Genomic DNA, 21130 nt, shown 5'->3' on the forward strand with positions numbered 1-21130 from the left:
AAGGACCCCGATGACCAGACCCTCCTCCCCCGCCCGCGTCCTCGTTTGGGGCGAGAACCGCCACGAACAGATCGAGGAGAAGGTCCGCGCGATCTATCCCGACGGCATGCACACGACCATCGCGGAGGGCATCCGCACCAACCTCGGCGAGCACGCCACCGTCTCGACCACCACGCTCGACGAACCCGAGCACGGCCTCACCGAGGAAGTCCTCGACGCCACCGACGTCCTCGTCTGGTGGGGCCACATGGCGCACGGCGACGTCACCGACGAGATCGTGGAGCGCGTGCAGCGCCACGTCCTCTCGGGCATGGGCCTCGTCGTCCTGCACTCCGGCCACTGGTCGAAGATCTTCGGGAAGCTCATGGGCACCACCTGCACGCTGCGCTGGCGCTCGGAGCAGGACCGCGAGCTGGTCTGGACCGTCGATCCGACGCATCCGATCGCACAGGGTGTGCCACATCCGTTCGTCATCCCGCAGCAGGAGATGTACGGCGAGTTCTTCGACGTGCCCGCCCCCGACGAACTCGTCTTCCTCTCGACCTTCTCGGGCGGCGAGGTGTTCCGCTCTGGGATGACGTGGAAGCGCGGTCACGGACGTATCTTCTTCTTCTCGCCCGGCGACCAGGACTATCCCGTGTACCACCAGGAGGAGGTGCGCCGGGTCATCGCGAACGGTGTCGAGTGGGCGCGCTCCTCGCGGCCCGACCGCCGCCTCCCGGTGCTCCGGCGCTACCGCACCGAGGATTTCCACAACGGCGAGGACTACGAGGGGGCGTTGGTCCGATGACGGTCCGCATCGTCCAGGTCGGCGCCGGCGCGATGGGGCGCGCGTGGATCCGCACGCTGCGCGACTCCCCCGACGTCGAGCTGGTCGGGCTCGTCGATCTCGACGTCGATCTCGCTGCGCGCGCCGCGGAGGAGGAGGGGGTCGCGCCAGTCGCAGTCGGCACCTCCGTCGCCGAGGTCGCCGCGCGCTGCGGCGCCGAGGCTGTGGTCAACGTGACCGTGCCGCGCGCGCATCTGCCGGTGAGCACGGAGGCACTGTTCGCCGGCCTGCCCGTCCTCTCGGAGAAGCCGATTGCGCCGACCATCGCCGAAGCGCTCGTACTCGCGGCGACGGCCGAAGCCTCCGGCCAGCTGCTGATGACGAGCCAGTCGCGCCGCTACTCCGCCGCGATCGCTGCGTTCCGCGAGCAGATCGCCGGACTCGGGCAGCTCGGCGGCGCCTCCGTGTACTTCGCGAAGGCGCCGCACTTTGGCGGTTTTCGCGAGGAGATGGCACACGTGCTGCTGGTGGACATGGCGATCCACGCGTTCGACGCGGCCCGGTACCTGCTCGACAGCGACCCCGTTGCGGTCTATTGCGAGGAGTACAACCCACTCTGGAGCTGGTATGCCGACGGAGCCGCGGCGAGCGCAGTCTTCGAGTTCGCCGACGGGGTGCGCTTCAGCTACTCCGGCAGCTGGTGCGCCGACGGGCTCGAGACGTCCTGGAATGGTGACTGGCGGGTGAACGGCGCCGGTGGCACGGCGCACTGGGACGGCGCCGGGGCCCCGGAGTGGCAGTCACGCGAGTCGGAGGCGGTGCAGGTCGCCTCGCTCACGCCGGTGCCGGAGGAGATCGCCGGCTCGCTCGCGGAGTTCGTGCGCGTGCTGAGCACGGGGGCGGTGCCCTCGGGCGAGGTGCACGCGAACGTGCGGAGCCTCGCGATGGTGGAGGCGGCGGTCCGCTCCTCCGAGACGCGGGCGCGAGTGCGGTTGGACGACGTGCTGGAGGAGGGTTATGCCCAGGCGCTGACCCTCGCGCGCGACCCTCGCGTTCAGGCGGCGCTCACCTCCTGGGGCTCAGCTTCGGCGGGCCTCACGCGCTGACGGCACCTCTCCTGCACCCCGGGGAGCCCTCAACCGTCCAGGGAGCCAGTTGGTCGTGGCGGTATCGACGGTCCAGGGCTCCCTCGATGGACGGGCTGCGCTAGGAGGGTGGAGTTAGCTGCCAGTGGGGCCGCACTCGCCGGGGACGGGCGGAGTGGGGGCGGTACCGGGGGCCGGGGGAGTTGGGGCGGCGGGCGCCGAGCCGTCGGTCGGGGCGGCGGGCGGTCTCGGGGCGTCAGCGGGAGGCGTCGGCCGGGTGCCGTCGGCGGGCGGGGTGGGAGCGGATCCGTCGGCGGGCGGCGCCGGAGGGGCAGGCGGCGTCGGCGGCGCGCCATCGGTGGGCGGGGCCGGAGCGTCCGCGGGCGGCGTCGGAGCGGACCCGTCCGCAGGCGGCGCGGGCGGCGCTGGCAGTGTGGCCGCGCCAGGTCCCGCAGGCCCGCACTGGCCGGGGCCTGGCGGGGTCGGTGCGCTGCCCTCGGCGGGAACGTCTGTAGCGGGAGCATCTGTAGCGGGAGCATCGCCGGAGGGGGCGCTCGGCGCCGTCGCGCCGACGGTCGGCGTGCCCAAGGGCGCGGCGAACGCAGCGGTCGAGCCCAACGCGACGATCCCGAAGGCGCCGATGGTGATGCCGAGGGTCAGGGCGCGCTTGGTCCAACGGCGCGGCCCGAAGCTCGAACCCTTCTCAAAGGGAGTGGTCGACTCGGTCATGGTGTCTCCTCGTTCCGGCCCGGTACCGACCCCGTTCGGGATCGGCTGCGACCGGTTCTCTTTTAGCCTTGAAGACGAATCTGAAGCCCGACTTAAGAACAGACCCTCCCCAGCCGACCGGGTGTGCACCCCGATCCGGTGCGCCTAGGGTCGACCCATGTCCCCCTCCGCACGCGTGCTCCTGATCGAGGACGACGACGCCATCCGCTCCTCCGTGGAGGCCGCCCTCCGCGGCGAGCGCTTCACCGTCCGCGGGCTCGCGAGCGGCGAGCACCTCGCCCGCGAACTGGCCGACTTCTCCCCCGACCTGGTGATTCTCGACTGGATGCTCCCCGGCCCCAGCGGCATCGTGCTCGCCGAGCGGATCCGTCGCAGCAGCGATGCCGCCGTCATCATGCTCACCGCGCGCGATGCCGTCGATGACCGCCTCCGCGGCTTCGACGAGGGCGTCGACGACTACGTGGTCAAGCCGTTCGTGCTCGCCGAGCTGGTCAAGCGTGTCACGGCTGTGCTGCGTCGGCGCGGGCGCGTCCCCTCCGTTGTCGAGATCGGCGACCTCGTTGTCGATCCGGAGTCAGGCAGCGCCCGCCGCGCAGGCGTCGCCCTCGATCTCACCGCGACCGAGTTCCGTCTGCTCGCCTTCCTCGCCGGCAACCGCGGCCGCACCCTCACCAAGACGCAGATCCTCACCCAGGTGTGGGGGTACGACCACGTCGACCCGAACCTCGTCGAAGTCCACCTCAGCTCGCTCCGAAAGAAGATGGAGGCGCACGGCGACCGGCTGGTGCATACGATTCGCGGGCTCGGCTACCGGGTGGAGGCATGAGCGCCGCCTCGACAGCCTTGCGGACCGGCTCTCTCCGCTTGCGCACCGTCCTCGCGGTGCTCGCCCTGCTCGCCGTGCTGCTGCTGGCTCTGTCGGCGACGGTGCAGGCTGCCCTCGGCGAACGCCTCCGCAGCCAGATCGAGGAGCGCCTACAAGACCGCGCCTCCGCCGCCGCCGCCCTCATCGGCACCATCAACGACGATGCCCTGGCCTCGCGACTCTCGGCCCAAGGCGTCTCGGTGCGGATCACGAGCCCCGACGGCGAGGACGTGGTTGCAGGCCCGAGCCCGGACGAGTTGCGCCGCGGTCCCGCAGCCAACCTGCTCGGCGCGCCACCCGCTCCGCCCGGCTCGCCCACCGACCTCGCCATCCCCCGCCCGAACGCTGCGACGGTGACCGTGGCCTCCCGCAGCATGACCGGCGACGACGAGCTGATGACCCTCGAGTCCACCCTCAGCGACGGCACCCGGCTCGAACTCACCAGCGAGGCCGGTTCGGTCGGCGGCACACTCGCGCAGCTGAACGGAATCCTCCTCGCGGGCTCCGCGGTGTTCCTCCTGCTCGCGGCGCTGGCGCTGATCGTGGTCGTGCGCGCGACCCTCCGCCCCCTCGAGCGGATGACCGACGTGGCCCGCGACATCGCGCACGGCGACCGTGGGCGGCGGCTCCGACCCTCCCACCCGCGCACTGAGCTGGGCCGCACAGCGACCGCTTTCGACGAGATGCTCGACGATCTGGAGCAGGCCGAGCGCAGCGCCCTCGCCGCCGAGGCCACCGCCGTCGCGGCAGAGCAGCGGATGCGCGCCTTCGTCTCGGACGCCGCGCACGAACTCCGCACGCCGGTCGCCGGCATCCAGGCCGCGGCGGACGCGCTGGTGCGGGCCGACGGTGGCGAGCAGGAGCGGGAGCGGCTCTCGGTGCACGTCGTGCGGGAGTCGCTGCGCGCAGGCCGGCTGATTCAGGACATGCTGCTGATGGCGCGGCTCGATGAGGGCCTGACCCTGGAGCCGCGGCCGCTGGATCCGGCGAGCTTCGCGGAGGCGGCGATCGAACGTCAGGAGCTGCGCCACCCTGGCCTCACGATCGAGCTGCACCGCCCTGCCGACGTGCCACTGGTGAGCGCCGACGCCGATCGGCTCGGCCAAGTGCTGGGGAATCTGCTCGACAACGGCGCCCGCTTCGCCCGCTCCCGGATCGACGTGTCCGTCGAGGCCGGAGCCGACTCCGTCTCGATCACGGTGGACGATGACGGCCCGGGCATCGCCGAAGGCGACCGCGAACGCGTGTTCGACCGGCTGGTCCGCCTTGATGACGCGCGCAATCGCGCCGACGGTGGCTCGGGGCTCGGCCTTCCGATCGCGCGCGGGCTGGCGCGGGCGCTGGGAGGGGACCTCGTGGCGCTGGCGGGGCCGGTAGGAGCGCGGTTCCGGGTGACGTTGCCGCGCCGAGTGAGCGGAGTCTCGTTTCGCTGAGGTACCGAGAGCTCGATCGCCACCCGGAAGAGACTTCCGTGACGTTGGCGCTCCCTCACTCAGACGCGTGAGTTCGGCTGGAGCCGTGTCGCCGCGGCGACCACCAACCCAGTTGGAGGGACAACCTTTGTCTCATTTCCAGTTACGTCATAAGATCGAAGGGACACGATGAGTGCCTCGCTCAGCGAAACCGTCACCCTGGGGGGTCTACATATGAAGTCACCCTGGGGGGTCTACATATGAAGAAGAGGTCCACAATTGCAGCATGTTTCGGGGGTCTTCTGTTGTGCGTTGGCGCAATTGCACCAACTTCCGCAGCAGCTTCGGCGGGAGAACAATGGGATGAGATGAGGGCGGGGTATACATCTCTTGGCACTCCCGAAGGAACTGTCGACACCCTCGTAGAGAAGCTGAACAGCGGGCAGCCCGTAGACGCTTTCCTCGGCGGCGCACCGGTCTCGACTTAAACATTCACGCAGATCGGAGATGGGCCGCTCGCCTCAGACGGGGAAGAAGTAACTGTCTCGACATTTCCAGATGGTTCGGCGAACACAGTAGCGGTTGAGGCCGCCACTGTCCGCGATTCTTCCACTGGCACGATAACTCCGATGGCGGAAATCGACGGATGCAGAGCCCAGACCGGATCTGGTTACTTCAACTCCTGCTCCATCACCGCCTCCTGGAGCGGAGGAGTCGTCCAGCTCGGCTTCGTCGCAAGCTACTCACTTATTCAAGGCGGTTACGACCAGATTATCGGAACAGGCATGACCTGGCAGAGATGCGCGGGCGTCCAGTGCACCAGCCCCACTTTCACCGTAAAAAAATGGTCCGAGGGCAGTAGTGGTCCGGCGGTAATCCGCGGCCAGAGCGACGTTTCCGCGCCATGGGGCAGCTGGAACGCTTGGGTTGCGCTGAACGTTGGCAGAGACCACGGATACGCAACTTCATCTTAGGAGAAAAATGTCGGACGTTACCGGCGAGATAGAACCAGACGCAGGACTCTTCGTCGCTAGCGCAGGCTGGTATGCAGCCTACACCCTTTTAACGACAATAGCCATTGTACTTATAATCCGATCCCAACGTGCTCGATCGGAAAAATTGCCGTGGCTCGCCCTTATCATTTTCGTGCCTTACTTTGGCGCACTCGCACTACTAGCATCGGTGATTATGAGAAAAATGAAAGAAAACTCGAAAAAACAGAGTTGACGCAACATATGTCATTATGTTCACCTGTCGCCCACGGCCCGCAAGATTTCGACGAGCTCCCCCACCTCCGCACTATCGATAGCGCTTTGCGGGGTTGTCGCAGAATCATGCTTACGTGATTCTGCACACTCGGGCGTCGTGGCCTTTTTCTAGGGCTTTGCCCCAGCGGCGACCGTGGAGGTGTGGTTTCCGTTGCCGTACGCGGCCACACCTGACGGCTACGTGTGGTCATCGTCATGCTTCTGCAAGAGGGGTGCTGGATCGGACACGGATACGCGGGTCCAGACGATGCGCACGAAGAAGGGACATGACAGCGCTGAGCACAACGACGATGAACCCGGCGACGCTGAGGGAGAACGCCACCATCAACGCGATGCCTAACGCTAGGGGCACGGGCTGGTTGGCGTCACGAAGATCGAACACTTGCCCCCACACGTCGATGGCAGAGACCGCGCCGGATACCCACACCACCGACGCACTGCCTGCCATCCAGGTCCACGCCCACCGATGGGTGCCACGACTGCTGAATACGGCTGCGATGACCGCGGTAGCAATGAAGGTCGCCGCGGCGAACACCAGCAAGGTGTACGAAGACGACTCCTGCTAGCAGGCCTGCCGCGGTCATTCCTGCCCCGATGTGGAGAGTCCTTTTTACCTGTTCATGTGACGTATCCATGTCTCCCACCCACATTTCACAAATGTCGATATAACTCTGGCCCACTCTGACTGTTCTTAGCGGGCAACGATCCGTTTTCGTCTCGTCCCGCAAGAGAGGGTTCAGCATCACTAAGATGCCGTATAGCCCGCGCGCACCACACGAGTGCCCGATTCATGTAACACTGGGGATATTACCCGCTCCTGAGACTTGACTGCTCACACGGTTCGAATATGCCTCCGCCCGGCTTGGCAAACACTCACCCGTCTCGTGAACGATCGTTTGGGAGCCGAGACCTACGCCGATGACGCCGACACGCCGCCTCAGGCCGGCCCGAAACGGGCGCCTGACAAATTTCTGATACTGGTCTCGCTCACATCAATCTGTATCGCGACTTCAGCGACCGTATAGCCGCCGTCACTTATGAGCGCGATCGCGTCGCGCCTGTATTCCTCGGTGAAGCTTCGGCAGGTGGAACCCCTGAAAGCAGTCTCCTATAGGTCGAGCAGCTCGGTGATGTGGCCCCACGGCAATAGTCCAACGGGTCGTTGGACAATCGCGTTCTCATCCGGCCACGCCGCCGCGAAGCGACGCATGTAGAAGATGTTCGCGCGCGAGAACCCCTTCATCGAAGGGAACTCCCCACGGACTTCTCGTTGGTGTAGTAGAACCGCGCCGCCAAACTCACGCACTTTCTTCACAAGCGAGCTAAATATTCGCATTTGCTGAGGAGCCTTCGTAGCTGTGTCGGGCCGGAATATGGTTTGCTTCTCGGCGTTGAAGACGGCGCCGAAGCGGCGGGCCGTGTCCGACGGGACGATGAAGCCGGCGTAACCTAACGCTGGACTGGTGTTGAACCGCGGGTGCGTGCAGCTCGACGTGACCCGCTCGACTGTCTACCGCGCCGTCGACCGGGCGGCAGTGACGGAAGCGCGTGCCGTCGGCGTCACCCTCCCGCTGCCCACCGCGGAGCCGAAGGGAAAGTGAAATGAGCGCGGGCGGCAATCGGCGCAAGAAGGAGCGGGCAATCGGTTCGACGTCGCCCTCCACGCCGTCGGTGGACTATCGGGCGACCCTCGCAGAGCTCATCGCGATATGGGACGCGCAAGCTGGCACACCGACCGTCCAGATCCGGCTTCTGCACAGCGGCCATGTGCCGGTTGCTGTTCGTGGTCTTGTTGCTCACGCTGTCGATTGCGGACGAGCGACGCTCACGCTCTACAACGCCAAGCAGCCTGCGCCGGCCGTTCCGGTCATCCGGACGCTGATGGATGACGCAATCACCGCGCATTGGCTTCTCACCAATCCGGAGGGGTGGAAGGGGCTGATGCTCGACGGGGCGAAGAACCGGAAGAAGGTCATGGAGGGGATCCTCAACCGAGACCCGAGCGACGACACCGTTGCCGACCTCCTCGCGAAGGCGTCGGCGCAAATGGATGAGTACTCCGCGCACGGATCGGGATGGCCGTTCGAGCAGCGCGCGAGGGCTGTCACCGGCTCCGACGAGATGTACCTCCTGTACCGACTTGCGTCACATCTCTCGCACGCTGGGGCCGGAGTGGTCGATCTGTCCACAGGAGAGCAACCCGACGCAGCGTTGCAGGTGGCGTTCATTCCGTACGCGTCGCACGGTTCTGCCGCGGGATGGTTGACGGTGGCGACAGCACTCCTTCTTCGAGCACCTCTCGCGTGGGATCATGTCGTCGTCGGGCGGCCCTTGGAGTCACAGCTGACACCGGTTGCCGAACGGCTCGGCGTGAGCAGCACCATCGTCCTCCCCGCGCCGCAGTGACAGCGCCTCGGGGCTGAGCATGCACCGAGGCCATTCATCCGATAAGCGGCGCCATGCCGGAGCGGGTGGCCGTCAGGAGTGCCCCGGAGAGGCATCCCGGAGGGCCATCCCGGAGAGGCGGAGCGTTCTTGACGGTCGGCCGGTGCAGGCAAGAGTGGAGCGTCGGATGGACGGCCGGACCGTATCCGACGTGGTCGTCGTTGGTACGGGGAGGCCCCCGCGAGCGGGGGCAGGATGCTCTAGCGGGGGCCTCGGTCGCGACGAGGGGCGTCGTCGCGCACGGTTACGCTACTTGGTCGGTCACGTTGCCCGGGCGTCGTGGCGCACGATCTTTGGCGTGCCGTCGTTCACCTCGATGGTCTTCTTCGGCACAGTGAAGCCGGTGGCGCGAGCGGACGTCGATAACGTCGTCGTCGCCATCTCCGGATATCCGGAGGCGTGCGCAGTGGCGAGTTCGCTTCAGTGAATCGTTGCCCAAAGAGAGAGCCGACCCGTTGCATTCCCGTCCCGCCGCTCGCGACCCGGCCGGATGAGCGAGTCGAGCGCGGTAAGCGTGTCTATGCCGCTAGACAGTTGCGTGTCTAGCGACATAGACTTACCATGTGGTGAACGGGACGCGGACGGCGATGCAGGTGTTGAAAGCGATCCGGACGAACGCGCGACAGCACGGTTGGTCCGTTGAGCAGTTGCCCAAGCGCGGTAAGGGGTCGCACACGATCTGGGTGGTCGTGGACGAGAACGGCAACCAGCTGGCTCGGGTGGCGTTGACCGGGTACTCCGGGCAGATGTCGCAGACGGTGACGCGGTCCAACGAAGCGGCGCTGGAAGAGATCTTCGGGAAGGGATGGCTAGACAAATGAACTATCACGTGACGGTGACCCGAGAGAAGCCGTTCTGGGTCGCGGAGGTTGAGGGGCTGCCGGGCGGTGCGACGGAGACGCGCGCCCTCGCTGATATCGACGGGGAGGTTCGGGACTTGATCTCCGGCCTCGCGGATGTCGACGAAGAAGAGATCTCGTTGACGTGGGACTACTCCCACGCGTTCCCCGAGGGCGTCGCGACTGCACTGACGGAGATGCTCCAGGCTCGTGAGGCTCTGGTGCAGACCCGCAGCGCGTACGAGCGGCTGCAGCACGACGCCGTCGTCGGGATCCGTGAGCAAGGGATCTCCGTTCGTGACGCGGCGGTCCTGGTGCAGCTCTCCCATCAGCGGGTCGCTCAGATCGCCTCCTGACACGGCCTGGGTCAGAGCTGCGGGTTTCGCGTCCCGTCGGGGAAGGGCGTCCACGAGGTGTGGTCGCGCAGCGGCAAGTATCACGTGGTCATCACGCAGACCCGGGACGTGTCGCCGGGGCTCGCGCGTAAGGCGTTGAACGCGATCGAGGCGGCAGCAGAAGACAAGCGATGAACATCACGGTCACCGCGCATCACTGGGAGCACGGCTGAGAGCTGTGGATCGATGGGGAGGCTGCGACCCAGGTGGCCACGCTCGACAAGGCCGTGCAGCAGGTACGCGACTATCTCGACACTGTCGATCCAAGCGTCGACCACGGCAAGTGGGACGTGACTGTCGTCCCGGAGATCGGTTCCCTCGGCGCTGAAATCATTGAGGCGCGACGAGCGACCGCGGAGGCTGTGCAGGCGTCCGTTGCCGCCGCCCGGGCGCATATCGCCGCCGCACACCGGCTGCGTGAAGCCGGGTACTCCGTCACCGACTCCTCGGCGATCCTCGGCGTCGCCCGGGGCCGCGTGGCGCAACTCACCGGCAGTTCGACGCGTTCGAGCGCCGTGATCGGGACATGAGGAGTGGAGGACCCACTCTCGGCACGAACGCCCCCATCGTCGTCACCGACACCGTGGCCGGTTCCTGGAGCGGCTTCCGCCCCGATAAGATCGACCAACTCAAGACCGCCGTGTTGACGGGCGTGAGATAACGTTCGAGCGGCCCTTCCCTGGCCCGAAGGCGTCGGGCCTGCCAAGGGCCGCGGTCGGTAGAATCGGAGCCGACCGAGCAGGGAGTCACCATGGGCATCAAGACCGAGCACGATACCGGCCGGAAGCTCGACGTCGAGCAGGAGATGGCGTTGATCGAGAAGGGCCAGCAGCTCGCCGGTCACTTCCCTGACGCGGAAGCTCTTGGCCGCGCTCGACGCCTCCTGGAGGGGACGCTGTCTTTGGAGGATGCACGCGCGGAGGTCGCCTCGAAGCACGGATTTCCGCTCCGCCAGCGCTGAGCTCCGGCGTCCTGCGAGTGAGTGGATGAGTGTCGACGACAAGTACACCTACCCAGATAGCGGCGGGGTGCTGATCAACGCTGCCGGGATCCGCGATCAGCGTCGGCTTGACGAGGCGATGAACGACGTCGTGTCGATCACGATGGCTGAGGTCCGCGCCGAGCGTGTCCCTGACCGGCCCGGCTACGAGTACCTGCGCAGCGTCCACGAGCGCATGTTTGGCGATCTGGTGCCTGACATAGCGGGACGCATCCGCGACGTCGATGTCCAGGCCACCGGGACCGGGATCCCGTACTGCCGCCCTGAGTACATCGTCGCGAACCTCTCGACGTTGTTTGGGAAGCTCGAGCGGGAGGACTTCCTCGCCGGACTGGACGCGGATGCGTTCGCGGATCGGCTGGCTGATCGGTGGGGGGAGCTGTCAGCGATCCACCCTTACCGCGACGGGAACACCAGATCGCAGAGCACCTAGGCGTCCGCGCTCGCTGAGCGTGCTGGGCACCCGATCGACTGGAAAAGCGTCGATGTCGACGAGCTCCGCACAACACGGCTGCAGGCCGTCGCTGGCAACGACCGCCCCCTCGCTGACTACCTCCGCGCGCACCTCGTCGAGTCTGAGCGCGACACCAGAGCCGGTAAGAGTGAATTCGACGGGTTCGAGCGCCGTGATCGGGACATGATGCGCGCCGCTGGCATGGACCCCGATGCCTGGCGCGGCGAACACTTCGGCGCACGTCCATCGCAGGCGGAGCAGTGGCTCTCTTTGCCGGAGCAGGCCCTCGGAAGCGACGGCCTGGAACGATGAGCGGCCCCGTGCCGGTCAGCGCGCACGAACGGTTCTACGTCGACTCCGGCGCTGCGCAGCCCCCAACCATCGACGTCAGAACTTCCGGACTGAGGCTCAGGGGACCGATACGGTCATAACGTGAAACAAAAGCGCTGGCAGAAGATAACAGAGTGGCCTTTGACAATGGCTGCGGTAATCTTCCTCATCGCGTACTCCTGGGAAGTCCTGGGCCGCCTCACCGGGACAGCCGCTGCACTAGCCGAGGCCGTAATCACCATCACGTGGGTGCTCTTCTTCCTGGACTACCTGATCACTGTGCTCCTCGCCGAACGACGAGGGCGCTGGTTTATTACGCACCTGTTCGACTTCATCGTGGTGGCGCTGCCCATACTCCGACCACTCCGACTCCTTCGCTTGGTGACCCTGGTGTCAATCCTGCAGCGCCGGGCGGGCGCCGCGTTCCGAGGCCGGGTCATTCTTTTCGCAGCATCAAGCACCGCGCTTCTCGTCTTCGTCGCTTCCTTGGCGATGCTCGACGCTGAGCGGGAGTCACCTGGGGCTCTCATCACGACTTTTCCCCAAGCCCTCTGGTGGGCGTTCGTCACGATCACCACGGTCGGGTATGGCGACCTCTACCCCGTCACCGGAACCGGAAGATTCATCGCAGCCGGCATCATGCTGGGTGGAATTGCGCTCATCGGTGTCGTCACCGCGACCCTCGCCACCTACATCGTGGAGCGAGTCACGCAACACGATGAGCACTCCGAATCGCGAACTCACGAACAAGTGCGAGCTCTTGCTGACGAGATCCGCCAGCTGCGCGCAGAGCTGCGCGAGCACGCTGAAACGACGCCTATCTGTGGGGAGACCGGAACAACGGTGCCAGACGAGGGGGCGCCCGGGTATCGGTAGGACTAATTGGAACCGGTCGGTGTCCCTTCGCGTCAGACTATGCACATGACAGCGCCAAACCGGTATGCACCCTCCCCCTTCATCGCAGCCGGTCTGCTCGCGACGTCGGTGCTCACCGTCCTTCACCTGATCGAGGTGTACGTCCTGACCGCTCACAGTCAGGATCGGGAAGGGACCGGGCAGGACCCAGCGGGAACGGTCGCCTTCTTTGCGCTCTACCTCATCCCGTCCGCCCTGGTCGAAGGAGTGCTTGTCGGTCTCGCCTCCTTCGCTGTCGCCCGGCTCCTCGGGCGTGTCGGCCGCGTCCCTCGGCGCTGGATCCCACCGCTGTCGGGGATCGCCGCGACAGTCACCGCCCTCGGTCTCATCGTCGTCCCACTCGTCGGATTGGCCACCGGCGGCCTCATCCAGGTGGGCGCAGGAATCGTCATCCTCGTCACCGGCGAGCCCGGGAGCGGGTCGGCGAACCTGATCGCAGCACTCGCCCTCGCCCTCCTCCTCTACGTCGGAGCTTTCACGGTCGGGGCCTCTCGGAGCAACGCCGTGACGAACTCCGACGCCCGGTAACGTGCGCACCCCTGGTCAGCGGGACGACAAGCCGGAGGCGCGTCGTCCGGCATCCTTCACCGGTGCCGCCGCCTGCCCATCCTCCAGACGATCGCGCCCGCGACGAGCACCGCGCCGAGGAGACCGAGAATGTGGAGGACCAGAGAGGCCGCCCCGTTCTCGGGGAGCAGGAAGCCGTACGGTACCCACCCATCGGTTGCCCCACGGAGAAGAACGACGTGCAGCAAGACGCTGACCCGGCGCGATGACGGTCAGCGTGCGAGACGTTCTCCGCATTGATGTCGAGACGCACGACGAGCTGCGCAGGATCGCATGACCCAGACGAAGCGAATCGGGATGACAGGCAGCGCTGCCGCACGACGATCCGCTCAGCCATTCGTCTCAGACCGTGCCGCCTCCAATTCGTTGCCCTCAACAACAAACCCGGCGCCGTACCCGACAGAATAGGCTCATGACCTCACGGAGCAACTGGGCAGGCACCTACGAATACCGCGCCGCCGACATCCTCGAGCCGGAGTCGATCGAGGAGGTGCAACGCCTCGTCCTCGAGAACGACCGCGTCCGCGCGCTCGGCAGCCGCCACTCCTTCAACTCGCTGCCCGACACCCCCGGAACCCTGCTGCACCTCGGCCGCCTCGCCTCCGACCCGGTGATCGACGCCGACGCGAACACCGTCACGGTCTCAGGCGCCACCCGCTACGGCGTCGTCGCCTCGCACCTGCACAGCAATGGCTACGCCCTGCACAACCTGGGCTCCCTCCCGCACATCTCGGTCGCCGGCGCGATCTCGACGGGCACCCACGGCTCGGGCGACCGCAACGCCAACCTCTCCTCCGCCGTTTCAGCCCTCGAACTCGTCACCGCCGACGGCTCCCTGCGCACCATCCGCCGCGGTGAGCCCGGCTTCGAGGGCGTGGTCGTCGGACTCGGCGCCTTCGGCATCGTCACCCGGGTAACCCTCGATATCCAGCCGACCTTCGACGTACGCCAGGACGCGTTCGTGGACCTGTCCTGGGAGCGCGTGCTCGATGACTTCGACGCGATCACCTCCTCCGCCTACAGCGTGAGCCTGATGACGCACTGGTCGAGCCCGACCGTCGAGCAGCTGTGGCTGAAGACCAAGGTCGCCGTCGGCTCCGTCGCCGAGGTCGACGCGACGCACCTGGGTGCTGTCGCCGCCTCCGCGAGCCTGTTCGCCGTGTCGGAGGGGGTCGATTCGAACCTCAACCCGTTCGGCGGCGTGGTCGGGCCGTGGTCCGAGCGCCTCCCGCACTTCCGCCTCGACCGCGAGCCGAGCGCGGGAGATGAGATCCAGAGCGAGTACATGGTGCCGCGGGCCAACATCCGCGAGGCCATCGTGGCGCTGCGTGCGATCGGCGAGCGGATCGACGACGTGCTGCTCATCACGGAGTTGCGCACGATGGCGGGCGACGACCAGTGGCTCTCGCCCGCGCAGGGCCGCGAGAGTGTCGGCGTGCACTTTACGTTTGCAAAGGACCGCGCCGGCGTCGACGCCGTACTGCCCGCGGTCGAGGGCGCGCTGCTCCCGCTCGGCGCTCGCCCGCACTGGGGCAAGCACTTCCTCGCCGGAGCCGGCGAGATCGCCCCGCTCTACCCGCACCTCGCCGACTGGCGCGCCCTCCGCTCCGAGTGGGACCCCTCGGGCCGCTTCGCGAGCGACTTCCTCCAAGCCCGCCTCCTCGGCTAAGCCTGCCCCCAACCCCGGTCCGTTGAGGGAACCAGTTAGTGGAGGCTCCCTGAACGGTCCGGGGTTCCCCCGGCGGGACGAGTCACGCGAGCGCGTCGCGGATCACGGCCATGCCGAGTTCCAGCTCGGCGAACGTGGTCGACAGGGGCGAGAGGCCCAGGCGGATGCCGTCTGGCCGGCGGAAGTCCGGCACGATCCCCTCGGCCTGCAATCGCGGAACGAGCGCCGCGAACGACTCGTGCGCGATGGTGACGTGGGAGCCTCGTTCGGCGGGGTCCCGCGGAGTCGCCACCCGCACTCCACGCGGCACCAACCACGCGTTGGCCAGCTCCAACGCGTACGCCGTCATCGCTTCGGACTTTGCGCGCACCGCAGGCATCCCCACCGACGCGATCAGCGCGATCATGTCCTGCATCGCGAGCATCCCGGTGATCGGCGGCGTGCCGCTGAGAAAGCGCCGGATTCCGTCCGCGGGCCGGTAGCCGGGACCCATCTCGAACATCTCGGCCGTCCCCATCCAGCCCTGGATCGGTTGCGCGAGCGAGCCCTGATGCCGGGAGGCGACATACGCCCACGCAGGCGCGCCCGGTCCCCCATTGAGGTATTTGATAGGAGCAGCCCACGGCGAGGTCCGCGCCCCACGCGTCGAGTTCGAGCGGCACCGAGCCCACCGAGTGGGAGGCGTCCCAGAGCACGAGCGCGCCCGCCGCGTGCGCCTGCTCGGTGAGCGCGGCGGCGTCGGCGAGGAACCCGGAGCGGTAGGCGACGTGGCTGAGCAGCACCAGCCCGCTGCGCTCACCGAGCACCGGAGCAAGGTCGTCACGGCCGACGCCGCGCTCGGGGTCGGCCGTGATCCAGCGCAGCCTGCTGCCGGTCTCGGCCGCGATGCCCTCGAGCACGTAGCGGTCGGTCGGGAAGTTGTCGGTGTCCACGACGATCTCGTCGCGCCCCTGCTCCGCCTGCCGGGCGACCGCGGCGCGGGCGAGCTTGTAGAGGAGGACCGTCGTGGAGTCGGCGACGATCGTCTGCCCGGGCGCCGCACCCAGGGCCGCCGCTCCGAGCGCGTCGCCAACGGTGAGGGGCAGGTCGAGCCAGCCCTCCTGCCAGCCGCGGATCAGGCGGCCGCCCCACTCCTCCTGAGCGAACCGCGCGAGCCGATCGACGCTCGCGCGGAGCGGTCGGCCGAGCGAGTTGCCGTCGAGGTAGGCGCGGACCTCTGGAGTGCGGACGAAGAGTTCGACGCAGTGCGCGAGGGAGTCCTGAGCGTCGAGCGGATGCATCTGCTCACCCTAGTTCGGGGCCGGCGCTGCCTCCCCGCCGCCACTGTCCAAAAGTTGTCGCACTCGGCGTCGAGTGCGACAACTTTTGGCCTCTCGCGGGGGCTGCCGGCCCGGGAGCCCGCGTTAGGGCAGAGGCGCCTCCAGCCAGCGGGTCGCGGCGCGGCCTCGCGTTCCGGGCCGGGCAGTCCACAGGCCGCCAGCGAACGGATGTTCCGCGCGCTGCTGTGCCGAAAGGTCGCGCGACGCCGACGTGACGACGGCCACATCCAGCTCATCCCCGGCGAAGGCAATGCTCGTGGCGTGCGGCGCGTCGATCCGAACGCCCTCCCCCTCCACCGCTCGGCCGGCGGCGTCGAAGACCTGCACGCGAGAGCCGCCCCAGATCGCGACCCAGACCCGACCGTCGGCGTCGACCGTTAGCCCGTCGGCGAAGACACCCTCCTCCAGCTCAATGAACGGCTCGCGCGCGCCGTGCACTCCACCCGCGTAGGAGCGGCGGTGGATCACGCCCGACTCAGTGTCCGCCGAGTACAGGACGGAACCGTCGGGCGACCAGCCGAGCCCATTCGAGAGCTGCAGGTCGTCGTCAAGCACGGTGACAGCCCCGTCGCGCTCGAGGCGCAGCAGGACGTCGTCACCGGCCGGCTCCCCCAGCGTCAGCGAGCCGATGACGAGGCGGCCCTGCGGATCGACGGCGCCGTCGTTGAAGCGGTGCCCCTCGGGCAGCAGCTCGGAGCCGCGGCTGAGCGAGCCGTCGACCTCGACGATCGCGAGCCGACGGGTCAGCGCCACCAGCACTCGTCCGTCGCCGAGCGGCAACGCGCAACCGACCTGCTCACCAACGTCCGTCCGCGAGACCGCGCCGATCCCCTCCGCGGTGAGGGGCGCCGACAGGACAGCACCCGCCTCGATATCGACCCAGGTGAGGCGGCCAGTATCCGGGTCCCAGACGGGGCCTTCGCTGAGGACGTAGGACGGAGTGGCAGCGGGCGTCGCGTCGATCATGCCTCCACGGTAGGCGGCTCCGACGCGGACGGTGTGCGTAACCGAGGTTGAGAGCGCCCGGCAGCCCCTCTCAGGCCCGAATCCGGCCCGCCAGCCTCGGTTACGAACACTCGACCGACGCGACCCGGGCGAGCGCCGACGTGACGGGCGTGGCACGTGACGACTCACCACGGAATTCACCCAGGATTTCGAGGACTCCGCGTTCACGATTGGCGTGCCTGGCACTATCCGGCCAGAACGCCGAAGCACTGGCTTTCAGTAAACTCGACGACAATTTCGGATGGAAGCACGCAGCTCATTCTGAACATCGTGATCTACCTGGTCGCGAGCAGCCTCGCCTGCCGAGAGCAACCAACCACATCTCCCGAGGCACTCGCGTGACCCCTCTCGACGGCCTCCCCACGACTGACATCGCGGGCCACACAACTTATCGGGCACGATTTCGCCGTCGACCCCACACCGAGATCAGGGCCAGAAGGTGAAGCGCCGGCCAGATGGCAAACATTTCCGCAAATCCCGGCACTCGCGCGAGATCTACTTTTTCACTGACAACAGCATCCAGCCACGTGTACGCGATCACTGAGACGACCCACGAGAGCATCGGCATCCAGGGTGAAAGTCGCGCGAGCAGTCGATGATCCCGGCGGCGAAGCGCCAACTGAACCAGCACAAGCATAATTCCGGCTATGAGGACATAGAAAAAATATCCGAAAGCGAGCACGCCTCCAATAAAAGGCGCAAGGATGAAGGCGACAATGACAGTCAGGGCACCGAGTCCGCAAAAGCGAAGATAGGCCTTCACCACTGCTCCTTCTGCCGATTCAGCTCATTATACTAATGTCGGTCATATTATGTTGGAAGATTGCCCATTGAGCAGTCGCCCCTACAAGGTATGGAGGCTTCCCCAAACCACCCGGGTTGTCATTGACGATGTGTCCGTGCACACTGCGAGTATACGTCCCCTCGCCCGGCTTCTTGAAGAAGGCGAACGTAATTCGCGAACCAATGCCGTCCACATGGCCCTCTGCCGCGTCGAACATGAAGGAGTAGGTTGGCTCATCAGGGAATGGCCCGGTCCGCTCCTGGTTGAAGGTGCAGTGCAAATTCATTGTTGCCAAATATAGAGGAAGGTCACCACCAGGCGCGGGAAAGTCCCTCGGCGCGCCGGGCACGGGGAAGTAGCAATTGAAGCACCCGTGCAGGACCTTCTTCGCCACTCCAGGTGTCGTTGTACCGATTCCATAGTCTCTCGTGTAGTTCCACGCAGGATCTGCGACCAGGGGGAACTGGACTCTGGATGGTTCGTCGATGATCTGTCGAATGCTGTCATCAGCGATCTCGAAGTGGGTCGCGAGATCCGCTCCCGACGAGTCCCTCGCCCACGGCTTCTCGACGAAGATGGTCTGGCCGTCTTCAAGGAAGAGATACACGCTCCCGTCCTCGTTCAGCAGATGGCTCTTCACATGGAAGGAGACATCCATGTCGTCGAGTTCTTCCACTCCCGCCGCCGAGAAGAAAATCTGAGCACCAGTTGCGGTGGGCCGTATGGCCGTCGAAAAGGCCTCATCTGGCGAGGAATAGGTGATATAGCCGTTCCGGTCGGTTTGTTTCTGCGTCGCGGTGGCACTCAGCGCCACATCGACGGAAGCGTCATACTCCGAAGACGTGACCACTATATTGCCGCCGGGCGCATCATCGACCGCTGAAGAGCCGGCCCCTTGACTCAGGGTCACATTCTCGGACGAAGGGAGCACAAGATCGCCCGCCAACGATTGAATGAGATCGACCGGATCGTTGGGAGCCGCGTTTGCTTGCGCAGAAGCCACTGGCGCTACACACCCAATAGTAATTACTAGCGCCGTGATGGCCAGTATTCGTTGTATCCGCATAGTTCTCCCGTAATCGAACGACGTTATGTGGCCGATTTTGGCACCTCGACCGAATGCGCACTCGGTCTTGTCGTCAAAAGCCGTTCGGCGGGCACGCCAGCGCAGTGGACCTGCCCGCGCAGCGCCCACGGCGTCATCCCACGTGTACGCCCGGGCGGCGGTCGCGGCGGGGCTCTGCGCGGCGCAAGACCTCGCGAGTGACGGGTGCAACCTCGCCGGTGCCGGTGATCAAAAACCGGAACATATTCGCCATCGGCCCGCCCTCGGTCCACTCGAAGTAGACGTCGGGGATAACGCCCGTCAGGTCACGGATCTCGAGAAGTACCGTCGCAATGGTGTTCGGGATATTCCCGCTGGTCACCGTGAGCACCCGGAAACCGTGGCAAATGCGACCCTGCACGACCAGATCCTCCTCGAAGTCGGAGGAGTCGGTGGTGTGCACCTCGAGGAACAGCACAGGCCCGCGCAGAGGCAGATTGCTGTCGCGCTGCTCCTCGGCGAGCTTGTCGCGGTACTCCGCCTCGGAGCCGTCATCGGGCTCATTCGCGAGGAGACGGATCACGCCGTAGTCGTCAGCATCGGTGGTGAGAAAGTCGAGCGCCGCGGCGTCGAAGGTCACCGAGGTGGCGCGCAGCTGGAACGAGCGGTGCACGCGCGAGGTGAGCGAGACAGCAAGGATGCCGACGATGAAGACCGCCGCGATCCGCACGCCATCGGGCCGCTCGACGACGTTGACGACCGTCGTGTAGACGAACACCAGCGCGATGGTCGCGAAGCCGATCGCACGCTTGCGCTGCTTCTTGCGCTTAGCCGAGAGGAACACCGCGACCGAGGCGGAGGTGATAAGCACCAACACACCGGTCGCATAGGCACCGCCCTGCGCGTCGACATCGGCCTGGAAGACGATGGTGATGACGAAGGCCACGAGGGTGAAGACGAGGACCAGCGGGCGAACGGCTCCGGCCCACTGCGGAGCCATCCCGTAGCGCGGCAGGTAGCGCGGCACGATGTTGAGCAGGCCCGCGAGAGCAGAGGCGCCCGCGAACCAGAGGATGCAGATCGTCGCGACGTCGTAGACGGTGCCGAAGCCCTCGCCGAGGTACTGATGCGCGAGGTAGGCGAGCGCGCGGCCGTTGGCCTCGCCTCCCGGCTGGAACTGCGCCTGCGGGATCAACAGCGTCGTCACGAAGCTCGACGTGATGAGGAACGCCGACATGGTCACGGCGGCGGTAATCAGCAGGCGCTTCGCCCCGCGGATGCGGCCGACGGGCGCGTCGTCGGTGTCGCCCGCGTCGCCGCGGATCTGCGGCATGACCGCAACTCCCGTCTCGAAGCCCGAGAGCCCGAGCGCCAACTTCGGAAACACGATCAGCGCAATACCCACCATGATCAGCGGATTGCCGTGCTGGGTCGTCAGCGCCGACCACCAGTCGCCGATCACGACCGGGTTCTCGGCGACGTGCGCGATGGCAACAGCGATCACGATCGCGTTGAGGAGGAGGAACACGGCAACGAGCACCACCGCGATCGAGATCGCCTCGCGGAAACCACGGAGGAACACGACGCCCAGCAGTGCAATGAGGCCCAGCGTGAGCGGCACCTCCGCACCGTGGAACCAGGCCGGAGCGAACGGGTTCTCGACGGCGTGCGCTGTCGCGTCGGCCGCAGACAGGGTGATCGTGATCATGAAATCGGTGGCCGCGAAGCCCAGCAGCACGAGGACGAAGAGCTTGCCGCCCCACCACGGCAGCAAACGCTCGAGCATCGCGATCGAGCCCTCCCCGCGGAAGCTCTCGCGCGCAACTCGCCTATAGACGGGCAAGGCGCCAAGGAGGGTCAGCACCACCAGCACGATCGTCGCGAGCGGCGAGACGAGGCCCGCGGCGAGCGCCGCGATCGCCGGCTGGTAGCCGAGGGTGGAGAAGTAGTCGACGCCCGTCAGGCACATCACGCGCCACCACGAGTGGGTCTTGGCCGTGGCCGCATGCGGCCCGGGGTGGGCTCCGGAGCCGTCGCGCAGCCCTTCAAGGAGCCAGGCTTTCAGCCCTTCCGCGCGCGCGGCGGAGAGGGGGGCGGGCTCAAGAGCGTCAGGGTCGCCGCGCAGGACGGAAGAGGTCACTGGACGTTTCTACTCGCCGTGACGGTCAGTCCAGCCGTGAAGGAGCGGATCCTCACGCTTTCCTCACGGGTATTTGCCTGTGGAGGGACGATCGA

Annotated in this window: 24 protein-coding genes and 2 pseudogenes; 18 read left to right on the forward strand and 8 right to left on the reverse strand. The window is 66.6% G+C overall.

Annotation, left to right across the window (positions count from 1 at the left end):
* The first annotated feature begins 10 nt into the window (after positions 1-10).
* Positions 11-790 (forward strand): ThuA domain-containing protein, encoded by a 780-nt coding sequence (locus B0H03_RS12395; protein WP_104266060.1) that lies wholly within the window; start codon positions 11-13, stop codon positions 788-790.
* On the forward strand, positions 787-1875 hold the full coding sequence (locus B0H03_RS12400) for a Gfo/Idh/MocA family protein (protein ID WP_104266059.1): 1089 nt from the start codon (positions 787-789) through the stop codon (positions 1873-1875). The genes B0H03_RS12395 and B0H03_RS12400 overlap by 4 nt, the downstream gene beginning before the upstream one ends.
* A gap of 114 nt (positions 1876-1989) precedes the next feature.
* Here B0H03_RS12400 and B0H03_RS12405 read toward each other — a convergent pair whose 3' ends face one another.
* Positions 1990-2583 (reverse strand): hypothetical protein, encoded by a 594-nt coding sequence (locus tag B0H03_RS12405; RefSeq protein ID WP_109714888.1) that lies wholly within the window; start codon positions 2581-2583, stop codon positions 1990-1992.
* Between the two features lie 157 nt (positions 2584-2740).
* On the opposite strand from B0H03_RS12405, the gene B0H03_RS12410 reads away from it, so the two are divergent.
* The 4 genes from B0H03_RS12410 (at position 2741) to B0H03_RS16925 (ending at position 6694) form a co-directional block, all read left to right on the forward strand.
* Positions 2741-3409: a response regulator transcription factor gene (locus B0H03_RS12410; RefSeq protein ID WP_104266055.1), complete on the forward strand. Its 669-nt coding sequence runs from the start codon at positions 2741-2743 to the stop codon at positions 3407-3409.
* On the forward strand, positions 3406-4881 hold the full coding sequence (locus tag B0H03_RS12415) for a sensor histidine kinase (protein ID WP_104266054.1): 1476 nt from the start codon (positions 3406-3408) through the stop codon (positions 4879-4881). Before B0H03_RS12410 ends, B0H03_RS12415 begins: the two co-directional genes overlap by 4 nt.
* Before the next feature lie 960 nt (positions 4882-5841).
* Positions 5842-6087: a PLD nuclease N-terminal domain-containing protein gene (locus B0H03_RS17490; RefSeq protein ID WP_104266053.1), complete on the forward strand. Its 246-nt coding sequence runs from the start codon at positions 5842-5844 to the stop codon at positions 6085-6087.
* A gap of 307 nt (positions 6088-6394) precedes the next feature.
* Positions 6395-6694 (forward strand): hypothetical protein, encoded by a 300-nt coding sequence (locus B0H03_RS16925; protein WP_127844048.1) that lies wholly within the window; start codon positions 6395-6397, stop codon positions 6692-6694.
* 371 nt (positions 6695-7065) lie between these two features.
* Here B0H03_RS16925 and B0H03_RS17495 read toward each other — a convergent pair.
* Together B0H03_RS17495 and B0H03_RS17500 are read right to left on the reverse strand one after the other, a co-directional pair.
* Positions 7066-7197 (reverse strand): annotated as a pseudogene (locus tag B0H03_RS17495) (transposase); the annotation flags it as partial.
* Positions 7198-7236: 39 nt separating this feature from the next.
* The gene (locus B0H03_RS17500; protein ID WP_237399563.1) at positions 7237-7371 is read right to left on the reverse strand and encodes a DUF1016 N-terminal domain-containing protein; all 135 of its coding nucleotides are present in this window, start codon (positions 7369-7371) and stop codon (positions 7237-7239) included.
* A gap of 220 nt (positions 7372-7591) precedes the next feature.
* Between B0H03_RS17500 and B0H03_RS16665 the strand changes: the two genes are divergently transcribed.
* From B0H03_RS16665 to B0H03_RS12485, 12 genes are all read left to right on the forward strand, one after another.
* Positions 7592-7729, forward strand: coding sequence for a hypothetical protein (locus B0H03_RS16665; protein ID WP_160487362.1), 138 nt, complete (start codon positions 7592-7594; stop codon positions 7727-7729).
* A gap of 1 nt (position 7730) precedes the next feature.
* The gene (locus B0H03_RS12440; protein WP_104266051.1) at positions 7731-8534 is read left to right on the forward strand and encodes a DUF5677 domain-containing protein; all 804 of its coding nucleotides are present in this window, start codon (positions 7731-7733) and stop codon (positions 8532-8534) included.
* 337 nt (positions 8535-8871) lie between these two features.
* Positions 8872-9000, forward strand: a complete 129-nt coding sequence (locus tag B0H03_RS17275; RefSeq protein ID WP_258062078.1) for a hypothetical protein — start codon at positions 8872-8874, stop codon at positions 8998-9000.
* A gap of 136 nt (positions 9001-9136) precedes the next feature.
* Positions 9137-9394 carry a hypothetical protein gene (locus tag B0H03_RS12445; RefSeq protein WP_104266050.1) on the forward strand — a complete coding sequence of 86 codons (258 nt, stop codon included), beginning with the start codon at positions 9137-9139 and terminating at the stop codon, positions 9392-9394.
* 8 nt (positions 9395-9402) lie between these two features.
* Positions 9403-9768, forward strand: coding sequence for a hypothetical protein (locus tag B0H03_RS12450; RefSeq protein WP_127844047.1), 366 nt, complete (start codon positions 9403-9405; stop codon positions 9766-9768).
* A 245-nt stretch (positions 9769-10013) separates the two neighbouring features.
* Positions 10014-10337, forward strand: a complete 324-nt coding sequence (locus B0H03_RS12460; protein WP_202130160.1) for an antitoxin HicB — start codon at positions 10014-10016, stop codon at positions 10335-10337.
* The gene (locus B0H03_RS17280) at positions 10334-10468 is read left to right on the forward strand and encodes a thioredoxin domain-containing protein (protein ID WP_258062077.1); all 135 of its coding nucleotides are present in this window, start codon (positions 10334-10336) and stop codon (positions 10466-10468) included. The genes B0H03_RS12460 and B0H03_RS17280 overlap by 4 nt, the downstream gene beginning before the upstream one ends.
* A gap of 90 nt (positions 10469-10558) precedes the next feature.
* On the forward strand, positions 10559-10768 hold the full coding sequence (locus B0H03_RS12465) for a hypothetical protein (protein WP_104266047.1): 210 nt from the start codon (positions 10559-10561) through the stop codon (positions 10766-10768).
* A gap of 25 nt (positions 10769-10793) precedes the next feature.
* Entirely contained in the window at positions 10794-11240 is a 447-nt protein-coding gene (locus tag B0H03_RS17130) for a Fic/DOC family protein (RefSeq protein ID WP_237399562.1), read from the forward strand.
* Between the two features lie 453 nt (positions 11241-11693).
* Positions 11694-12467, forward strand: coding sequence for an ion channel (locus B0H03_RS12475; protein WP_206612072.1), 774 nt, complete (start codon positions 11694-11696; stop codon positions 12465-12467).
* Between the two features lie 45 nt (positions 12468-12512).
* The gene (locus B0H03_RS12480; protein WP_109714890.1) at positions 12513-13034 is read left to right on the forward strand and encodes a hypothetical protein; all 522 of its coding nucleotides are present in this window, start codon (positions 12513-12515) and stop codon (positions 13032-13034) included.
* A 451-nt stretch (positions 13035-13485) separates the two neighbouring features.
* Positions 13486-14742: a D-arabinono-1,4-lactone oxidase gene (locus B0H03_RS12485; RefSeq protein ID WP_104266044.1), complete on the forward strand. Its 1257-nt coding sequence runs from the start codon at positions 13486-13488 to the stop codon at positions 14740-14742.
* 82 nt (positions 14743-14824) lie between these two features.
* Here the strand turns inward: B0H03_RS12485 and B0H03_RS12490 are convergent.
* The 5 genes and pseudogenes from B0H03_RS12490 to B0H03_RS12510 form a co-directional block, all read right to left on the reverse strand.
* Positions 14825-16022 (reverse strand): annotated as a pseudogene (locus B0H03_RS12490) (kynureninase).
* A gap of 123 nt (positions 16023-16145) precedes the next feature.
* Positions 16146-17027, reverse strand: a complete 882-nt coding sequence (locus B0H03_RS12495) for an SMP-30/gluconolactonase/LRE family protein (protein WP_104266043.1) — start codon at positions 17025-17027, stop codon at positions 16146-16148.
* A 427-nt stretch (positions 17028-17454) separates the two neighbouring features.
* Entirely contained in the window at positions 17455-17829 is a 375-nt protein-coding gene (locus B0H03_RS12500) for a hypothetical protein (protein WP_104354032.1), read from the reverse strand.
* 19 nt (positions 17830-17848) lie between these two features.
* A complete protein-coding gene (locus B0H03_RS12505) occupies positions 17849-18853 on the reverse strand; it encodes a hypothetical protein (protein ID WP_127844046.1) in 1005 nt (334 codons plus the stop codon).
* 196 nt (positions 18854-19049) lie between these two features.
* Positions 19050-20864 (reverse strand): amino acid permease, encoded by a 1815-nt coding sequence (locus B0H03_RS12510; protein WP_237399570.1) that lies wholly within the window; start codon positions 20862-20864, stop codon positions 19050-19052.
* Positions 20865-21130 lie beyond the last annotated feature (266 nt).

The organism is Rathayibacter iranicus NCPPB 2253 = VKM Ac-1602, assembly GCF_003149025.1.
Taxonomy (GTDB): Bacteria; Actinomycetota; Actinomycetes; order Actinomycetales; family Microbacteriaceae; genus Rathayibacter; species Rathayibacter iranicus.

Excerpts from the sequence above, each read along its gene's own strand:
- B0H03_RS17490 (WP_104266053.1), top strand. The coding sequence starts at position 5,842 with ATGTCGGACGTTACCGGCGAGATAGAACCAGACGCAGGACTCTTCGTC.
- B0H03_RS12495 (WP_104266043.1), bottom strand. The coding sequence starts at position 17,027 with ATGATCGACGCGACGCCCGCTGCCACTCCGTCCTACGTCCTCAGCGAA.
- B0H03_RS12510 (WP_237399570.1), bottom strand. The coding sequence starts at position 20,864 with ATGTGCCTGACGGGCGTCGACTACTTCTCCACCCTCGGCTACCAGCCG.
- B0H03_RS12415 (WP_104266054.1), top strand. The coding sequence starts at position 3,406 with ATGAGCGCCGCCTCGACAGCCTTGCGGACCGGCTCTCTCCGCTTGCGC.
- B0H03_RS12465 (WP_104266047.1), top strand. The coding sequence starts at position 10,559 with ATGGGCATCAAGACCGAGCACGATACCGGCCGGAAGCTCGACGTCGAG.
- B0H03_RS12410 (WP_104266055.1), top strand. The coding sequence starts at position 2,741 with ATGTCCCCCTCCGCACGCGTGCTCCTGATCGAGGACGACGACGCCATC.
- B0H03_RS16925 (WP_127844048.1), top strand. The coding sequence starts at position 6,395 with ATGACAGCGCTGAGCACAACGACGATGAACCCGGCGACGCTGAGGGAG.
- B0H03_RS17500 (WP_237399563.1), bottom strand. The coding sequence starts at position 7,371 with ATGAAGGGGTTCTCGCGCGCGAACATCTTCTACATGCGTCGCTTCGCG.
- B0H03_RS12440 (WP_104266051.1), top strand. The coding sequence starts at position 7,731 with ATGAGCGCGGGCGGCAATCGGCGCAAGAAGGAGCGGGCAATCGGTTCG.
- B0H03_RS12395 (WP_104266060.1), top strand. The coding sequence starts at position 11 with ATGACCAGACCCTCCTCCCCCGCCCGCGTCCTCGTTTGGGGCGAGAAC.
- B0H03_RS12480 (WP_109714890.1), top strand. The coding sequence starts at position 12,513 with ATGACAGCGCCAAACCGGTATGCACCCTCCCCCTTCATCGCAGCCGGT.
- B0H03_RS17280 (WP_258062077.1), top strand. The coding sequence starts at position 10,334 with ATGAGGAGTGGAGGACCCACTCTCGGCACGAACGCCCCCATCGTCGTC.
- B0H03_RS12400 (WP_104266059.1), top strand. The coding sequence starts at position 787 with ATGACGGTCCGCATCGTCCAGGTCGGCGCCGGCGCGATGGGGCGCGCG.
- B0H03_RS17130 (WP_237399562.1), top strand. The coding sequence starts at position 10,794 with ATGAGTGTCGACGACAAGTACACCTACCCAGATAGCGGCGGGGTGCTG.
- B0H03_RS12405 (WP_109714888.1), bottom strand. The coding sequence starts at position 2,583 with ATGACCGAGTCGACCACTCCCTTTGAGAAGGGTTCGAGCTTCGGGCCG.
- B0H03_RS12485 (WP_104266044.1), top strand. The coding sequence starts at position 13,486 with ATGACCTCACGGAGCAACTGGGCAGGCACCTACGAATACCGCGCCGCC.